The sequence below is a fragment of the Leptospira terpstrae serovar Hualin str. LT 11-33 = ATCC 700639 genome (genome assembly GCF_000332495.1).
GTDB lineage: Bacteria > Spirochaetota > Leptospiria > Leptospirales > Leptospiraceae > Leptospira_A > Leptospira_A terpstrae.
This window is the reverse complement of the sequence record NZ_AOGW02000018.1, coordinates 2,501-19,956: the sequence shown is the minus strand read 5'-3', so window position 1 is coordinate 19,956 and position 17,456 is coordinate 2,501. Positions and strand designations below refer to the sequence as shown.

General features: G+C 36.2%; 20 protein-coding genes (1 of these 20 cut by a window edge). 12 read left to right on the top strand and 8 right to left on the bottom strand.

The genetic code is table 11. From position 1 onward, the window contains the following. The 3 genes from LEP1GSC203_RS16370 to LEP1GSC203_RS16360 form a co-directional block, all read right to left on the bottom strand. Entirely contained in the window at positions 1–1,521 is a 1,521-nt protein-coding gene (locus LEP1GSC203_RS16370; protein WP_002975217.1) for a parallel beta-helix domain-containing protein, read from the bottom strand. Continuing rightward, positions 1,521–2,759: a cytochrome-c peroxidase gene (locus LEP1GSC203_RS16365; protein ID WP_002975317.1), complete on the bottom strand. Its 1,239-nt coding sequence runs from the start codon at positions 2,757–2,759 to the stop codon at positions 1,521–1,523. The genes LEP1GSC203_RS16370 and LEP1GSC203_RS16365 overlap by 1 nt, the downstream gene beginning before the upstream one ends. 175 nt (positions 2,760–2,934) lie before the next feature. Then, a complete protein-coding gene (locus LEP1GSC203_RS16360; RefSeq protein ID WP_002975226.1) occupies positions 2,935–3,738 on the bottom strand; it encodes a hypothetical protein in 804 nt (267 codons plus the stop codon). Positions 3,739–4,025: 287 nt separating this feature from the next. Here LEP1GSC203_RS16360 and LEP1GSC203_RS16355 point away from each other — a divergent pair, with 287 nt between their 5' ends. Further along, positions 4,026–4,601 (top strand): LIC12231 family lipoprotein, encoded by a 576-nt coding sequence (locus LEP1GSC203_RS16355; RefSeq protein ID WP_002975521.1) that lies wholly within the window; start codon positions 4,026–4,028, stop codon positions 4,599–4,601. Positions 4,602–4,730: 129 nt separating this feature from the next. On the opposite strand, the gene LEP1GSC203_RS19465 is transcribed toward LEP1GSC203_RS16355, so the two are convergent. The 3 genes from LEP1GSC203_RS19465 to LEP1GSC203_RS16340 all read right to left on the bottom strand — a co-directional run bounded on the left by LEP1GSC203_RS19465 (position 4,731) and on the right by LEP1GSC203_RS16340 (position 7,566). Further along, entirely contained in the window at positions 4,731–5,456 is a 726-nt protein-coding gene (locus LEP1GSC203_RS19465) for a DUF1554 domain-containing protein (RefSeq protein WP_002975479.1), read from the bottom strand. A gap of 338 nt (positions 5,457–5,794) precedes the next feature. Then, positions 5,795–6,781: a DUF5692 family protein gene (locus LEP1GSC203_RS16345; protein ID WP_002975391.1), complete on the bottom strand. Its 987-nt coding sequence runs from the start codon at positions 6,779–6,781 to the stop codon at positions 5,795–5,797. 239 nt (positions 6,782–7,020) lie between these two features. Beyond that, on the bottom strand, positions 7,021–7,566 hold the full coding sequence (locus LEP1GSC203_RS16340) for a hypothetical protein (protein WP_039938283.1): 546 nt from the start codon (positions 7,564–7,566) through the stop codon (positions 7,021–7,023). 537 nt (positions 7,567–8,103) lie between these two features. Here LEP1GSC203_RS16340 and LEP1GSC203_RS16335 point away from each other — a divergent pair. After that, positions 8,104–8,367, top strand: coding sequence for an RNA recognition motif domain-containing protein (locus LEP1GSC203_RS16335; RefSeq protein WP_039938281.1), 264 nt, complete (start codon positions 8,104–8,106; stop codon positions 8,365–8,367). A gap of 115 nt (positions 8,368–8,482) precedes the next feature. On the opposite strand, the gene LEP1GSC203_RS16330 is transcribed toward LEP1GSC203_RS16335, so the two are convergent. Next, positions 8,483–9,184: an Lcl C-terminal domain-containing protein gene (locus LEP1GSC203_RS16330; RefSeq protein WP_156808609.1), complete on the bottom strand. Its 702-nt coding sequence runs from the start codon at positions 9,182–9,184 to the stop codon at positions 8,483–8,485. Positions 9,185–9,296: 112 nt separating this feature from the next. Continuing rightward, positions 9,297–9,455, bottom strand: coding sequence for a hypothetical protein (locus tag LEP1GSC203_RS19805; RefSeq protein WP_156808608.1), 159 nt, complete (start codon positions 9,453–9,455; stop codon positions 9,297–9,299). A gap of 3 nt (positions 9,456–9,458) precedes the next feature. On the opposite strand from LEP1GSC203_RS19805, the gene LEP1GSC203_RS16325 reads away from it, so the two are divergent. From LEP1GSC203_RS16325 to LEP1GSC203_RS16285, 10 genes are all read left to right on the top strand, one after another. Further along, a complete protein-coding gene (locus LEP1GSC203_RS16325; RefSeq protein ID WP_039938365.1) occupies positions 9,459–10,022 on the top strand; it encodes an LA_0442/LA_0875 N-terminal domain-containing protein in 564 nt (187 codons plus the stop codon). A gap of 131 nt (positions 10,023–10,153) precedes the next feature. Further along, the gene (locus LEP1GSC203_RS16320) at positions 10,154–10,489 is read left to right on the top strand and encodes a hypothetical protein (RefSeq protein ID WP_002975426.1); all 336 of its coding nucleotides are present in this window, start codon (positions 10,154–10,156) and stop codon (positions 10,487–10,489) included. A 149-nt stretch (positions 10,490–10,638) separates the two neighbouring features. Next, positions 10,639–11,364 carry a siderophore-interacting protein gene (locus LEP1GSC203_RS16315; protein WP_002975404.1) on the top strand — a complete coding sequence of 242 codons (726 nt, stop codon included), beginning with the start codon at positions 10,639–10,641 and terminating at the stop codon, positions 11,362–11,364. A gap of 243 nt (positions 11,365–11,607) precedes the next feature. After that, positions 11,608–12,312, top strand: coding sequence for a hypothetical protein (locus LEP1GSC203_RS16310; protein ID WP_002975210.1), 705 nt, complete (start codon positions 11,608–11,610; stop codon positions 12,310–12,312). A gap of 187 nt (positions 12,313–12,499) precedes the next feature. Beyond that, entirely contained in the window at positions 12,500–15,043 is a 2,544-nt protein-coding gene (locus tag LEP1GSC203_RS16305) for an ATP-binding protein (RefSeq protein WP_002975238.1), read from the top strand. A gap of 109 nt (positions 15,044–15,152) precedes the next feature. After that, complete coding sequence (locus LEP1GSC203_RS16300) at positions 15,153–15,341, top strand: hypothetical protein (RefSeq protein WP_039938276.1); 189 nt, start codon at positions 15,153–15,155, stop codon at positions 15,339–15,341. A gap of 36 nt (positions 15,342–15,377) precedes the next feature. Then, complete coding sequence (locus LEP1GSC203_RS20125; protein ID WP_332248535.1) at positions 15,378–15,611, top strand: adenylate/guanylate cyclase domain-containing protein; 234 nt, start codon at positions 15,378–15,380, stop codon at positions 15,609–15,611. Positions 15,612–15,669: 58 nt separating this feature from the next. Further along, entirely contained in the window at positions 15,670–16,008 is a 339-nt protein-coding gene (locus LEP1GSC203_RS20105) for an adenylate/guanylate cyclase domain-containing protein (RefSeq protein ID WP_332248534.1), read from the top strand. A 244-nt stretch (positions 16,009–16,252) separates the two neighbouring features. Then, entirely contained in the window at positions 16,253–16,777 is a 525-nt protein-coding gene (locus tag LEP1GSC203_RS16290; RefSeq protein WP_002975384.1) for a hypothetical protein, read from the top strand. A gap of 328 nt (positions 16,778–17,105) precedes the next feature. Continuing rightward, positions 17,106–17,456 carry the 5' portion of a DoxX family protein gene (locus LEP1GSC203_RS16285; RefSeq protein ID WP_002975452.1) on the top strand. Its footprint extends 12 nt past the window's final position, so only the first 351 of its 363 coding nucleotides appear in the window; its start codon is at positions 17,106–17,108; its stop codon lies beyond the right edge, outside the window.

Here is a 17,456-nt window from a genome sequence, read left to right as displayed (position 1 = left end):
TTATTTCACTACCCCTTTGGCACCTTCATCTTTCAAATTCAAAATATAATTGGAAACAGCTGTTAACTTTTCATTTCCTAAATACTTTTGGGAAGGCATTTCAATAAAACCTTCTCTTACTTTCTTTGGCATGGAGGCAAAAGTAACGACACCATATACATCTTTTTTATATTTTTCCTGAATTTCTTTGATAGGAGGACCAACCGTTCGGAGAGTCATGGAATGGCAACCTGAACAAACAGCACCAAACACTTGTTTCCCCAATTCTCTAACATCTGATTTGGCTTCTCCTTGTTTTGGATCACCTATCATCGTTTTTACTTTTTCTGTGTTTTCTGTTTTACTGCAGATTCCGTAACTACTGGTTCCAATTTTTGTGACCGAATCAGGAGAACTTAAACAATTGTCTTTTCCTTTACCTGAAGCTACAATATCAAATCCATCAGGAAAAATTCCCACCTTCCCACCATTTGGTGACTCAGGAATGGGGTTTCCGGAAAAAATAATTCTAATCACATAAAAAAGCCAAGATACAATATCATCCCATTTGCGAATTCCGTTATCGATAAAAACATTTTCTAAAACTTTATTACGATCTGGATTTGGTTCCACATCGGGATCCGGTGATTTTGAGTTAGGAAGTAAGTTATTATCACCAATTCCAATTCCAGCAAAACTATTTCTGCGGATAATATTTCCCTCAATGGTCACTTCATCGCCGGCCATGACTCCTATTCCAATTCCTGGTGGAACCCCAGCAACCAAAGCCCCAGGTTCTGCGAAATTTCTATGATTATTATCAAATATGAAATTTCTTCGGATGATTACATTTTCCACTTTTTTTAAGGGAAGTCCGGGCAAAGCAAAGGCTACAATCCCAGCCGAATTATCGTAAACCGTATTTCCTTCAATCAAAACATTAGTTGAATTTTCTATCTCAATTCCTATAACACTACCATATACTTCATTTCGCCTAACATCAACATTGTGGCACATTCCAATATAAATTGCAGCGTCAGCGATTCCCAAACTAACTGTATCTTCAATCAATATATTGGTACCCATAGTTGGATAAATACCATAGATACCCGTGTTGTCTACTATGAGCTTTCGCATGATGATGTTCCCTGCTCCTTGGGTCATCACACCATTAGCTTTATAATTTTTAATATGGAAATTTTCGATTATGAAATTGGCACCGGATCCAATCACACCATCATTAAGTATACCTTCTCCATCCAAAATGGGCCACTTGCCATTCACAATCACTCCTGATAAGGTAAAATGTGTTTTGTCTACAAACAAAAATTCATGATAAACACCAGGGAAAACTTTAACTATATCTCCCTTTTCGAGTGAGTCGATTGCGTTTTGAATGGATTCTCCTTCATGAACTTCTACCGTACGGGAAAAAATCTGAGAAGATAAGAAAAAAAGAAAACAAATAACTATGATTTGTTGGTACGTATTCTTTCGATTTAGGAAAAAGTAAAAATTTTTGAATAACTTTTTAAAACTCATTATTTTTTGGAACTCCGATGGTGATAGGATTGAAATTCAAGTGCCACTGGTAAACCGGATGGAACTGACTTTGGAAATTTGGGCATGTTTGTTTCATCATTTAATGTTTTCAAAAAGGAAACAAGGGAACTAATTTCAATTTTACTAAGGCCCATCTTTCGAACATGCCAATGGATTCTGAGATCACTCGGAGCTCCATTCCCTCTTCCTCCGCCTTCATTATAAAAATTCACTACTTCTTCCAAAGTTTCTAAATTTCCTGAATGCATATAAGGGGCAGTTTTTGCGATATTTCGTAATGTAGGAACGCGAAATGATCCTCTCAGTAAATTCTGACCTGTAATGGTTTCTCTTCCAAAATCCTTTTCGCCAGAATCCAATACACCAATCGTTGCAAAAACATTGTTTGTAAACATTGGTGGTGGATGGCATTCGGCACACCTTGCCACAAAAGAACGAAAAACATTATAACCAAAAAGTTCTTCCGAACTCAATGCATCTTTATCACCGGTAGACCATTTATCAAATCGACTACTAAAAGAAACTAGCGATCTTTCAAAGGTAGAAATGGCATCAATCACCAAAGAAGATGTGATTTTTTTTCCTCTTTTGCCAAAAGCTTCTAAAAACATTTTTTGATAAAAAGGTATTTCGTTTAACCTAGATTCAATGATTTCCTGTGAACTTCCCATTTCCTCAGGCGAATACAAAGGACCTTCTGCTTGGTCTTCTAAATTTGAAGCTCTCCCGTCCCAAAATAGATGGTCCATATAAACAACATTCCATAAACTAGGAGCGGATCGTTTCAAATTCACGCCACCTTCCCTGGTAGGTCCATATCCTGTTCCATCTTTTCCCATACTTTGGCTTCGTCCGTCGGATAAACTATAAGCGGGGTGGTGACAATGGGCACATGACAGTCGTTTATCGCCAGAAAGAATCGGATCAAAAAATAAATATCTCCCCAAATCAATTACTTTTGGGTTCAGTTTGATTTGTGGTAGAGATTGCCCAAGACCCCCATTTTTTTCTACCGAATTTACGAACTGATAGTCAATTACACATTCTTCTTTCTCTTCCTTCCAACCAGAAGGACAAAAAGAGGAAAGACGGAAATCAGAAGGAGGATCTACTACTTCAAACTCTGACAACTCTTGAATGATTCTAGATTCCACTTTAGAACAATAACAAACAAAAATAATAGTAGCAAAGAATCCAAAATAAAACTGATACTTCACATGACTAAAGAAACATAGAGAGAAAAGATAGAAATCATTTTAATCATTCACGATAAAAAGAATACTATCAGTTTTACCATAGAAAAAATTTCCTGTTTATCAACTCATTGATATATATCAAGATCCGCTGATAGGTTCTCTTTTGCGTGTATCGTTTTAAAAAAGAAAAACAAATTTAGGGGGAATTTTCCTCCAACTTTGCTTGAAACAAAAGAAAACCTAACGTGGCGATCACCCCACCAAAAAATATAAACAACTCTGGTCCAAATCCTTCTGATTGCCAATTGGAACCAACTAATAACAGGTAAACGACAGGTGCAATGTATTGATTAGTAAATAGAGCAGCAAATGTGAATTGGTTGGTAAGGCTACCTTTTAGAAATCGCCAAAGAAACAAATTCGGATTCGCTAAAATTGTTGAAAGAGCTAGCGTTGCCATAAAAACCATCTCGAGTATTGAAATACCGACTCGAGGATCTCTCGACATACTAAGATATGTAGGATTTTGGAAAATATGTCCAATCAAACTAAGTCCTCCAGGAACCAATGCTAGGTGAATCAGAATATCATCTAATATCCATGGACTTTTCGGTGTTTTTCTAAGATACAAAAGGATTTCATACATACTAAAAAATATAAATCCGATCGATGTGAAAATAGATGTCATAACTAAAGTAGATTTGGGGTTGATATGTACACTTGGTGCAGATAACAACATCAATAGTGAAGAAATATTTCCACCACCCACGATCATCAAAAAAGCAAGATTTGCAGTAAATGGCCAGAGATGAAAATGTCTTGTCGCCAAACGTAAACCTGCAATGACAAGAAGGGAAATGGCTGAGAAAATGGACAATACTGGACCATCGATACGGTAAAGTAGCGGCTCACCAATCATCCAAGCGATTATGACTATAGTAGAACCAATTAAAATAGCGATATCAAGAAATTCGGCCCAGGTTTGAAAACGTTTTTCCATACAATCCAACTTCCCTTTGAAGATAAATAGTTTTGTCTTGGTTTTATGTAATTTGCAAACAAAATTTAGATTTGATAATTTCGAAATCAATTTTGGCGTAAAAATTAACTTTGTTCAGACTACCGAATGAAAGGCCTTAAGCAATTAACCTTTATTCTAATACACTTCATTAGAAGGGAAATTGATCTTATTTGATTAACGAACCCGACAATTTCAATTTACTTAAAAAAGTTGCAATCTATTTATAAAATCCTATATTTGGCTCATACTATAACAGAGGTTTGAAAATGAAATTTATTCGTTTTATGTTTTTGCTAATTCTGACTTTTTCTTCCTGTATTACATATTACAGAGATTATCCGATCGTTGATGCCTCATCAAAAACATCTAATCCCTCGAAAGTAAAGTTATACTACCATATTGAACCATTCCCAATTTTAGAATTTGGTGGTTATACGGCATTAAAATCCTTTTTTAAAACTAAATTGAAATCCCAATTTAGTGATACAGAAGAAATATTAGATGAAAAGAACATTCCCAATAAAGGTGTTTACTGCAAAGTTTCTACCCAATGGGCTCCCATATCTGCCCAAGCATTAATTTTCGGATATCTTTCCTTAGCTACTGCAACCATTCTTCCTGCTTGGAGTTCAAACGACGGATTTGATGTTACCTATTCCTTATACAAAGATGGGCAAAAATTAAAAGACTTTAGCTATTCACCAAGAAGGTCCATTTTCTTATGGATTTTTACATTACCGGTAGTCTGGATTAATTTATTTACATCGACAGAAGAAGAGATTTTTAAAGCTACTTCTTATCAATTTTTACAAGATGTAAAGCCTTATTTAAACGAACTATAGGATCTCAAAGGCTTGATTATTTGTTGATACAATTTTAGATTCGCAATTCAAAAATTGTAAACATGGTTTGAAGGAAAGAATCAGTTAGCTAACAGTTCTTAGTTTAATTCGATCCTTTCCTTTCGGTTTTTATTGCTCAACACAAATGATTGAGTGGGTATTATTACAAAGATTGGAAGCAGCACCGATAATTGGGTTTGTACTCTGGTCATTCAGAGTTCCAACAAATGTGTTTGATCCGTCGATCCAATTGTCACAATGAAGACCTGGTTCCGTTGTCCAATTGGCATTGAATCCAAGCCATGTTGTAACACTTACAATTAAAATTGAATTTGATTGGGTTATCAATAATCCGTTACTGTTGGTTGTGCCTATGGGAACAGCGCCAGTTACTCGAACATAATCTTTATTAGGTTGCATTACCCAATCAAGGTGCTCCGAAGTACCACCACTGCAATTTGCCGTTGTGCAGGCTCTTCTTGCAATTGCGTCCGAAAGAAAGGCTTTATAACTACCAGTGCTTGGTTTATTTGTATCAATGGAACATTTATTATCAGCCCCTAATACGCCACCCAAGGCACCAGAATAAGGTACCGCAGTTGTAAAAATTCGACAAGTATTACAAGGTAAAGATTTAGTGCCACTATCACTCGTTAAACTAATACCGCAATATGCTTTTCTATCGTTCGTTGCCATTTTCAAGATAACACCAGTTGCATAATTCTTAGACAAAGGATCACAAGGGTTATTGAAAATTGAATTTGCACAATCAAAAAGAGAAAATGACAACAAGAATAACTGAATTGGTTTTGAAAAAATAAAGTTTCTTATAGCGATTGAACCCTTTTTAAACATATTGGTAAGACTTTTTACTCGAGATTCAAAATGAGTCAATAAAATTCAGTATGATTCCAGATTTTATATAATCTAACTCTCAGGAAGTAAGTCTGTTATTTCTCATAACTAACTCCCGACAATGTTCGGCTTTTGATCACTCTTAGTGATTCGCCTATAAAGTAAATAAATTCCAAAAGAATCCTAATTGGGCGTTCCCAATCAAACGAAATATAGTAGAAAGTAACAAGAAAGGTCGGACTCTTCCGGGGTGCGCATTCGCTCCCGTCCCCCGCCATTTAACAATGGCAGGTGACCAAGCCCTACAGATTCCTAACGCAAGGTAGAATTTGCTCTAACTATTCTGCTAGAGACTTTATTGTTTTATACTCACTTAAGTCAGTGAATATTTCAGCTGAGTAAGGATTTCTTTTTGTTTTCACCCACTTGTATACCATATAACAAAAGACTGCCACATTGGTTCCTAAGGCGATCGCTGATACAGAGCTATAGATCCATGGTTGATAAGTAGAACGAACTACATAGGCCCCGGAATCCAAAAACGCAGGAAAAGTCTGAGCAAACATACACCAAATCGCAAGAGTTTGTGCTCTATGTTGTAACCAAGCTCCTTTACCAATTGTGAATGCACAAAGGGTAGGAGCAATTAAAAGTGCAAGTCCTGCATACCAAGAATGTGTTGGTATACAATTGTATGTATAAGATAAATTCCAAAGATCGTAAGCTATGATCCAAAACCATAACATATCCGGCCAAAGCATATCGCGACTCTTATCTGAATCTGTTTCTTTTCGGATGACAATTCCAAACCAACCAGTAATGGTAACTGTATTGAGAATTCCTGCCATGGCATTCATATAATTCCAGGGCCCTCCAAACACTCCAGTCACCTCTCCTTCAATCGGACCCGAAAAATGATTCCAGTATATTTTACCAACTTGGAAATCACGTGTCACTGCTTCGATGATATTGACAGCTAAAATTAATGCAGGAAAAACTAGAGCTAACTTAACATCCGCTAATCGCCAATTTATATTCCCTTTGATATCTTTTTTCTGAATGTGCCTAATGGACCAAAAAATTATACAACCCGCTGTTGCAGAATACACTTTGACCAGATGAAACCAGTCAGTATATGTTTGTTCCTTCATAAAGAAAAACCAGAGAATGGATAAAAAAGTGGGTAAAATCATAAAACTAAAAAAACCAGCCCATTTCCATCTTCTGGCAAATTCATTAAAAATAAAGAGAGCTGCAAATACAATCAGCCATATTCCTAATCCTAAAGCAGTAGTTGTGCCGGCGGCAGAATTAAAAGTCCACATAATCAGTGACCCCTATCGATTCAGATTTACTATTTCAATAATATCACCTTTATTTTGACCAATCAGTCAAGGAAACTTATCTATAATATTTTTTTAGTATTAGATGGTTTATTTAGAAGGATTCTAAATAAGTAAGGAAGTGGTTTAAGGATATGAGAATTTTTTACAAGGTAATCAATGATTTTGTTCCCTGCCAACTAACGGAGGCAAGGAACAACGTACAAATTATTTGATTAGCGTTATTTCAAAGAAATGACAACTGAATTCTCATCTAAAAAAATCAACTTTTCAGGTGATTTTGCTTTAGGCAAAAAGTAAATCAAAGTTCTAGTCGCTGTTTCATTCGGTTTCAATGTGATTGAATTTTCAGTTTTACCAGTAGCAAAATTATTTCCAGTAGTATCCTCTTTCACATCGTTCCATACACTTACCTCAAAATGCCTTACAAATGCAGGTGAATTCAACTTTTTTGTCTCTTTGCCTTTATCATCCAAAATAGTAATATAAGTAGGTTCTAATGCAATTTTGCCAAAAACAATTTCATGATCCGTATTCTTCAGATTCTTAAAAGAAAGAGTAGCATGCACTAACCTTACATCACTTGATTTTGGATAAAAGTTTGCTCCACCTGAAGCGAAACTGTCTGGTCCGTCGGTTAATTTAAGTAATTCAATTTCCAAATTTTTCGATTTGGATTTAATATTTTGTTTTAATACAATTGGCGTTGCACAATTGATCACTAAATATAACGGAAGTAGTATGGTTACTAATTTAAAATTTTTCATAAAAACTAGCACACTCCCATCCTTACTCTCTGTCAATTTTTTTTAATGCCTGTTAGTTGATCTTTTAATAGAATTAGAACCGATACAATTTGTATAAATTATCATCATTTTCATCAATCCAATAAGCGAATTGAACTGATTCATCCAAGTTTCGGTCGCAATATTGGTCAGACTGGGCAAACCTTAGGTTCATAGGGTTCATTTTGCATGAAACCTATTTTGCAAAATTGCAGTCACAGCCTTAGTGAAACTGTTATTTACCGATACATTCTCCTTTTTTGTCACAAAAAACATATGTTAATCGATATTTTTAACTTTTCTCTTGCTAAGAAAAGAGATTTAGTGAATATTGGTAACTGATTCATAACATTATCGCTGATTTAACCACTAGAGTAGTCCCCACTTTCTTGCATTCTGATCTCTTTCTTAAGTTTTCCCCTGCATTTTCGTTGAGTTTTTACCCGATCTCCCGTATGGGTTAGTTGTATTTAAATTTTCAATACTGAAGAATCAAAAATAAAATTTTGAGGACATCACATGTCAGTAAACATATACGTAGGCAACCTTTCTTATGAAATGACGGAAGGAAAGTTAAATGAACTTTTTTCCGCACACGGCGCAGTAACTTCTGCAAAGATCATTATGGACCAGTATTCTGGTAATTCTAAAGGTTTCGGTTTTATCGAAATGAAAGAACGTGGTGATGCAGATAAAGCAATCAGCGATTTGAATGGAAAAAACATTCTAAACCGCGAGATGAAAGTAAACATCGCAAAACCAAAAACAAACAACTGGAACTAGGTTCCTAACAACTTTTTGATTTCAGCTTTGTAGATTAATACCTGTTGGGCTGAAATCAAACATGGAAGTACAATTGTTTTAAAATCAAAATACGAAACGGAAAGCATCACCTGAATTATGGATCCGTCACACATCGCACGTGTCGAGCAATCCCTTTACCAGACGCAGAAGTTTCACCAGAGCAAAAATCGATAAACCAAGATGAGTTAAAGTTCGCAGCAGTTGCAGACCAAAAAGAACAAAGATTGCCACCCAATTGGAAAATTGAGGTATTGAGGTAATATTTTTTATTTACGCCACACCCTCCCGCATTGTCCGCAGGAAAGTCTACAGGATTTTCAGAACATTCTACGGTTAATTTTAACTCATTTTTTGTGGCAACTCGCCAATTCGATTTTTCAGCTAACACTAAACCGTCGCAATAGGAATATGCCGCACTTGTCCCATTGTTTAGAAGAAAGGTCACTGCATCATTACAAGCATTATCATTGGTAGGACAATATAACAAAGTTGTAGGAATCTCGGGAGAACAAGAATTGGAACTACTGATCCAAGTTTGCCCTGAACTACATTTCGCATAGCTTAGAGTTGATTCCGAATAAGATTGTCCACCAAAACTTCCTGCCCTTCCTTGGAATGAAATGGTACCATCTCGATTATCTGTAAACGTAGCCCATGGATAGGTTACTGAATTTGGTGACAAAAGGAGTAAACTAAAAAGGTCACGAGTGGCCGTAGATTCTTTTTTTGGTTCCTGCGATTGGAATAGATAATAGTACAACGGTGAACAACTTGTAGAAAATACAATGTAAATCATTACAAAAATCCCAAAATAAAGCAACCGAATATGATGTATCAATTTTTGATTCGATTTGGAATTCATGAAAATCATAACCAAAATTAATCTTAAAGTTCTAAATAAGCAAGATTTATTTGAACCTAGCAATGAATTGGTGCCAGATTCGCATAACAAAAAAAGCAAGTTTTACTTTATTTTTTTCTTTCAAAACTTCCCAATCCATGAGTCGATAACGAAAATCATAACTCACCAATGAGTTTGGCAATTGTAGGCGTTTTCTTTGAATCAAAAAATGATACTTTCTATCTTCTTTCTTTTTGTGTCCTCTGTTTCGGCTACGAATATTCTTCTTAGATCGGGAGGAATATTAAAAGGAAAGGTGATGAACCAAGATGGGAATCAAATCGAAATACTTGATGAAAATGGAAAACGTGTCACCGTTCCAAAAACCAATGTATTAAAAGTTGTTTACAAAGAACATTCCGAACAAGAGTTAGCTGCCATTAGAAAAGAAGAAGAACGTAAACTTATTTTAGCTACTCAAGGCAAACAGTCGCAAAGCCAAAAAAACCAATTAGACACAAAAACAGCAAAACCTATTCCAATCAAACAAATTGTTCTATCTCCTGATGGTGATCTTTGTGAATTTTACGCTTCAAAATCAGAATGGTTCTGGTTATATGGAAATTTCCCTATCACAAATCAAAATTCGTGGATTGAATTATTACCAGAAGATGACCGACCCATCAGAATCAGTTATCAATCCAATTGGCTCGACACAACAGTGACAATTCTTCTAGGATCACTTACTAGCATTAGCCGAAAGACAAAGATCATCGAAATCTGTGAATTTTGAATCAATTCAATACAATTTTCATTACGATAGAAAATCTATGATAACTTTTATTATATTCATAAAATTTCATTTCTTATGTGGCCGCATCTTGGAAGCAAACTAATTGCATCAAAGTGAAGGTACATACTAAATTGACATCTTTTAAATTTAGTATCTATTGGCAAACATTCAAAACAATTTGGAGTTCCCTAACAGCAAAAGAAGTCATCCCATTTTTATTCCGATTTATAAAGGAACGATTTAATATAAATCGATCCAACTTTGGCAAGGAATGGAATGCGAAATGGCAATCCAATGCAAACAAGTTGAACCCACTTGACCTCATAGCCTTTTTTATCGCCTACAAAGAAGTGACAAACCATGAACGAGCTTTATTGTTACTCATCAAAATTCTCAAACAACAATCGACTGGAGTATTTTTGGAAATGGTTGAAGTGTTTCGAAAGTTTGGGATAAAGGTGGTATAAAGTGATATCTCGAATCGATCGAATCTTATGGAAAATTTGTGTCCATGCAGGTGTTTCTCATGGGAAGTAAGTTTCTGAATTCCATTTAAATCTGAGGATAGCGATTCATTTTGCAAACAATGCACACACATTTCAAACGGAGAATTTTTATGTCGGAAACAAATTCATTTTTCAAACGTAGTATCAAATCAATCTTTAGTATTTTTCTCACACAGACCAAAGTTTCCAAAATAGTACGGCTTGCAGAAAATTTCGTTCTTATCGAAATGGCGGGAACTAAATTAAAAGAGGCAAAGTGGATCCCAGGATGTAAGGTGCAAGTCGATGTGGGAAATCTTACCTACCGCACTTACACACCCATTAGTGTGGACAAAGAGGAAGGCAAACTTTCCTTTCTCTGTTACAATCGAAAAGAAGGCCCTGCTTCCACTTGGATCCATTCCTTAAAAGTAGGCGACCCTTGCGAAGTTTTCGGCCCTCGCGAGTCTTTGGATTTTTCGAATCTAGAAGGAGATGCTATCCTATTCGGCGATGAAACTTCCTTTGGAATCGCGAAGGTTCTGCAAAACAATGTGAAAAAGAAATCTTATACCTTCCTCGAATTGAATTCGGCAGAAGTAGGGAAAGAAGTTCTAGGTCATCTGGGACTTACTGATCATAGAATGATGGAACGATCTCTTGATGGATCGCATCTCCAAACAATGGCAAAGGAAATGTTTGATCTGATTTCAGAAATTCCCGACCCAAAGATTTTTCTTACTGGGCGGGCCAGTTCCATCCAACAAGTCAGAGCTTATTTGAAAGATTCTGGAATTCCCACTAACAGGCTAAAGGTTCGCTCTTACTGGGCGGATGGGAAAAAGGGCTTGGACTGAGAGGGGGATTTATTTTCCGCTTATTTTCACCATTACAAATCATGTAACGTTGACCCTTAGACGAGGCCCTCTTTATGGATTGTAATGGTGACAGTACTACCAAGAAGGTTTTCAATTTTTAGATCGTAAGTTTAAGCGCTACACCTACTATACCTTCGTCCCACTCGCATTTCCAACAAATTTTCCTCTTGCATATCAAAAAGATTCGATCTAAATCGTGCAATGTATTATGTACGAAATCAAATGACGCCAATTAGAATTTATTTACTCACTCTATTTCTTTTGATTGGATTGGAAATTCCGTTAAATTCAGAACCTTTATCGGAGACTAACCAAAAAGCCATTGATGCCTTTTACAAGAAAAACTGGTCTCAGGCTGAAATGTGGTTCAAAGAAAGTTTAAAGAAAAATCCGAATGACCCATATGCAAACTATAACTTGGCCTGCGTTTACACCATTCAATTGAGTCAATGCGAGGAATTGACTGAGGAACAAGATGTTTTTCAGTTATTAAATAAGGCAGCCACCTATAAAAAAACTTACAAACGTTTGATGCTGAAAGACAAGGATCTTTCCTTACTTCGGAATACATACCGATTGAATGAAATTGCAGGTTTAAGCCCAAAAGAGATCTTTACAAATGTGATTTGGTATGGTCCAAGTCCAGGTGCTTATGGGCCAATCGCGGAAATCAAGTTTGATTCAGATGGTTCCTTTGAACTCTCTTTAGTTGCATTTCGGGAAAGTGACGGCACATTGGAAAAACCTAAGTATAGTGGAAAGTATCAATGGATTTCCGAAAAAGTCATTCAATTAGAATTTCAAAAAGTCCCTTCCTCACTTCCCAACCAAACAAAAAAAAGGCAGGCCCGTTGGAACCAAAACATCCTCGAAATCGACGGCTTTGACTATCAATTTCAGGATTCACACGACCGTTGCTCCGCATAGAATGCCTTCGCTTTTGTAACAAACAAAATTAATTTCAATTTGCGGTAGGCGTTTGTCCGTTTCGTTTGCTTTTTAGAGTATAAAATAAATAGATTGCTCTCGGAATCAGATATACGAGGCTTCAGTTCAAGCGAATTTTCTCATCTGAGTCAAATGTTCTATTTCTTTCTCGCCTAAGGGTAGTTTTATGGAAATTTCGCTTTCTTTTTTTAAAAAAATTTTTTTTTTACCTCTACTTGTAGTTTTTATATCTTTTTCTTTCTGTAAAGTCGCAACCTCTCCCCTCCCCGATATAAATTCCGGATTATTGGATCTTTCCGCATGGGAACCGAAACAAACTGTGATAAATTTGAAAGGAGATTGGGAATTTTGTTGGGATGAATTGATTCCTCCCGAATCGGATGAGTCCGTATGGAAAAAAAAATGCCATGGTTATTTTCCGGTTCCATCTTTTTGGAAATTCTACAAAATAAACGGAAAAAACCTACCGATTTTCGGAAAAGGTACTTACAGACTCAAACTCAAACTTCCAAAACGGGAAATAAACTACGGATTGTTTTGGACTGAAATCATGTCCGCTTTCGAAATTTTCGTTAACGCCCGTTCTGTGGTAAAAGTGGGACAAACGGGAGACAGTTTTGAAACAATGAAGCCTGACCTGAAACCAGGCACGTCCTATCTGGGTAATCTTTCCGATGAAGTAACAATCGTCGTTTGGGTATCCAACTTCAATCATGAAAATCACGGATTTTGGGAACCTCTTTATTTCGGAGATTGGAAATCCATAGAAAGACAGCACCTCAATCTTATTATACGGGACATTGCGAGTTCTTCTGCAATCATCATCATCGGCTTATACCATCTGATTATTTATCTGTCAAGATTCCGTTCCAAAGAATATCTGATGTTCGGTATTTTCTGTATGATTATGGGAATTCGCCAATTGAATTTTGAAACGCATACGTTTTATTATCTATTTCCCAATCTGGATTTTGATTCATATATCCGGCTTTTGTTCGGAGTGATTTATATGATCGGGGTTTCCATGGTAACACTCTACGATCTTTTATTTCCGAAGGACATCCCCAAATTAATCACAAAAGTTCTCAGGTTGGTTTTCTTTAGTTTTTTACTAACTTTGTTTTTGCCGGTTTCCATTTTCACACATTACGCATCGTATCTCTTCGGTTCTGCAATGATTGCACTCATACTGTATGTACCTTTATTCATCAGAGCTTATTTTAGAAAAAGGGAAGGTGCGGGACTTATGCTCATTGCCTACTCCATTACAGCGGTTACCCTACTTAACGATATATTATTCAATTTCGGATTGATTCATACAGGTTATCTCTCCCATTTGGGGGTTTTGTTATTTATCTTCATCCAAGCGATTCTATTATCAAAAAAAATAACAAAGGCATTGCAAGAGGAAGAAAAATTAGTTCAAAAACTCGGTGAAACTTTGGAAGAAAAAAACAGAACCCATACGGAACTCTTGAATCTGAAAGAATACCAAAAATACGAATTGGAATTGCAGGTAAAACTCCGCACGGAAGAATACGAGATCGCCAAACAACTAGCAGAAACCGCGAACAAAGCAAAGTCTCAATTTTTAGCAACAATGAGTCACGAAATCAGAACTCCCATGAATGGAATTTTGGGAATCACGGAACTTTTGAAAATGACAAAGGTTTCGGAGGATCAAGCACAATATCTGAAAATGATTCAGGACAGCGGACAATCTCTTTTGACTATATTGAACGACATTTTGGATTATTCCAAACTGGAAGCGGGAAAAATAGAATTATTAGAATCCGATTTTTCCTGGAAAATTCTGCTCGAACTTGCGGAAGGAATTTTTAAGCACCAAGCGGAACAGAAACAAGTTCGATTTGAAGTCAGCTTTGATCCAGATTTTATATTTTTAGCACATGGCGACGAAAATAGAATCAAACAAGTGTTATTTAATCTAATCTCCAATGCGGTCAAATTTACGGAATCTGGAGAAATCAAAATCCTTCTCTCTTCCAAAAAGGAAGAAGTAGGAAACTGGATTCAATACAAAGTATCGATAACGGATACAGGAATAGGAATCCCGGAAGAGAAAATGGGTTCCTTGTTTCAAAGATTCACACAGTTGGATTCAAGCATTTCCCGTAAGTACGGAGGAACGGGACTCGGTCTCGCCATCTCTAAAAAACTAATGGATGTGATGGGAGGAGAATTGAAAGTTAAAAGCAATTTTCCCAACGGTTCCTGTTTTGAAATTGAACTCAGACTTCTTCCCAACCAAATGTCCAGAGTTTTGCGATCCGTTGATTCGGTGGATCTCTCTAAATTACCGTCTAATACAAATGTGCTGATTGCGGAAGATGATCCTACCAACCTGTTTCTACTTTCCAGTTTTTTGAAAAAATTAAAAATCCGCCATGATATGGCGAAAGACGGCAGGGAAGCGGTAACAAAGGCCCAAACAAACGAATTCCATTTGATTTTTATGGACATCAATATGCCCAATCTGGATGGTATCGGGGCATCGGAAGAGATTTTGAAAGACGAACGGATTTTTCCCAAACCAATCATCATTGCAGTTACTGCGGATGCCTTCCAGGATGATCAAGACAAATGCATTCGCGCAGGAATGTCTTCGTTTTTGCCGAAACCGTTCCAAAAAAGAGAAATAGAACAAGCATTATATGAATGGCTGATTGAGAGAAAAACAAGGCTATAAAAGTTACAGTTTTGGGCGTTCCCGATGGGATTTGTATATCATTGATTGAAAGTTTACGGGTCGGGCTACTCCGGGGTGCGCATTCGCTTCCGTCCCCCGCCATCTAACGATGGCAGGTGACCAAGCCCTTCGTATCCCTTACGCAAACCAAACTAATTCAATCCCAACTCATTCCAAATCAAATCAAAACCATATCCTCATTTTTCCATTTGATATCGGAACCTTAACTCTTACTTTTAAAAATGGATTAAAAAATAATATATCGTTTGTTGATAATATTTTATCGAAAGGGATATGAAAAACGAAAAAATAGTCGCTTTGTTTTGATTTTTGTATTACATTTCCCTCACAATTTGCTATTAAGTTTTACCAAAATAAAGCACAACTAGAACCAGGTGGCGAAAACAAGGAAGCCACCATCCTTTTTTCTGATATTCGATCGTTTACAAAATTTTCAGAGCAAAGTTCAACCCAAGAAGTTGTAGAATTCTTAAACCATTATTTGTCTCGTTTAACTAATGATAGGTTTAAATTATATGGGACATTGATAAATTTATCAGTAATGTAATTATGATCATATTTGGCGCCCCTTTCAAATGAGATGACGATGCTCTTCGTGTCGTTCAATCAGCATTTATCATGATTCGTGGAATAGAATTAATAATCCAAGTTATGTCAAACTACAGGTAAGAATTGGGATTCATACTGGCGAAGCCATAGTTGGCAAAATAGGTTCCGACCGAAGGTTGGAATATAATGTCATCGGAGACAATGTGAACTTTGCTTCCAGAATCGAAGGTCTAACCCAACATTATCATTGCCCAATTTTTGTTTCTTTGGCTACATTTAAACAATTAGAAGGTAATTATTCGGTTCAGGCCAGCTTCCTCTTACTTGAGATGGACCAAGTCATTGTCGAAGGAAAATTAAAACCCATCACCATTTATGAAATTGTTTGTTTATAAATTTTGGATTTTACAATAAAATATTGCAAAAATATTTTCGGATCTTAAATCTAGTCAGAACTATTGATGGCATTTTATCGAAATCTAGAATTACAACCCTTAGTCGATGCTCTTAAGTTAGATTTGGCGTAGTTTTGACTTCAAAGAATTTTTCGTTCTATTTTTTTTGGGTCTTGTTGTAAACACCTGATTTCATTCAAATGCTATTAATTTTTTAATATTAGATTACAAAGGAGTTTATTTGATGAACTTTAAAAAAAGCGTATATGCTGTATTGGCGTTGGTATTGGTTTTTGCAGTGAATTGCAGCTCGTCTGCAAAACGTTTAGGTGACTATAAGGCACCTAACTATTCTACTACGAAACTCAACGAAAAGGTTGTATTAACGTATACACCTGAAGCTAACGCAGAAGTTAAAGACAGCGAAGTCTTCAAAGAAGAAAACTTTTTACGTGTTTATAAAACAAAGCTAAAGGAAAAAGGTGTTTTTTCTGATAAAGCAAAGGAAACGATCGAGATAAAGATCAATGATGTTCGATTTAGATCAGAAGGTGTTGCAATATGGATTGGATCCATTGCGGGTGCAGATTCTATGGATTTAGTTTTAACCATCAAAGATGCAAAAGGAAATATTATCGATCAACACAATATCACGGTAGCCTATGGATTAGGTGGATTTGTAGGTGGGCCAAATGAGACAAGAGCGGAACATTTTTATGAAAAAATCACTCAATTGACCTTACAGCAATTAGGTTATCCCGTAGAGTAAAAATAATACCCTTTCCTTACTATTGCCAGCTGAACCACTTGTTCAGTCTGGCATTTTATTTAATTCAGTAACTGAATTCCGAAGTGGATCAGTTGAATCGAATTATTGATTCAAGTCCTTTCTACTTTGGATTGTGTTATCGTTTTCATCCTTAGGACCAAACCCTTCTACATTGCAAAAATAGGTGAAAAGCATAAGAACGAATCTAAAGCAGGACAATTGTAAGTGCGAATAAAAATTTTGTAATTCAACTGGACCAAGCAAAAAGATGAAGCGAAAAAGCAATTGATTTTTGTTAGTTTGTAACTTTAATAATAGAGTAGAATACATGAGAAAAGTAAATGTTTATTATTGGATCGCTACTGGCCTTGTCTTATTTTTTTTATTACCAGGATCAGTTATGAATATAATGCAGACCGAGGATTGGCTTGAAGTATTCAAACAACTTGGTTACCCTTCTTATTTATTACCTTTTTTGGGTGTCGCAAAGATATCTGGATGTATTGTTATCGCGATGCCCAATCTGAGACGGCTGAAGGAATGGGCCTATGCTGGTCTTGTTTTCGATATCATCGGTGCCATTTATTCAGCACTCATGGTAGGTCCTCTCGATCCGAGACTTCTATTCATGATCTTCCCCCTTTCTGCAATTTTTGCCTCCTATTTTTTATGGCATAAA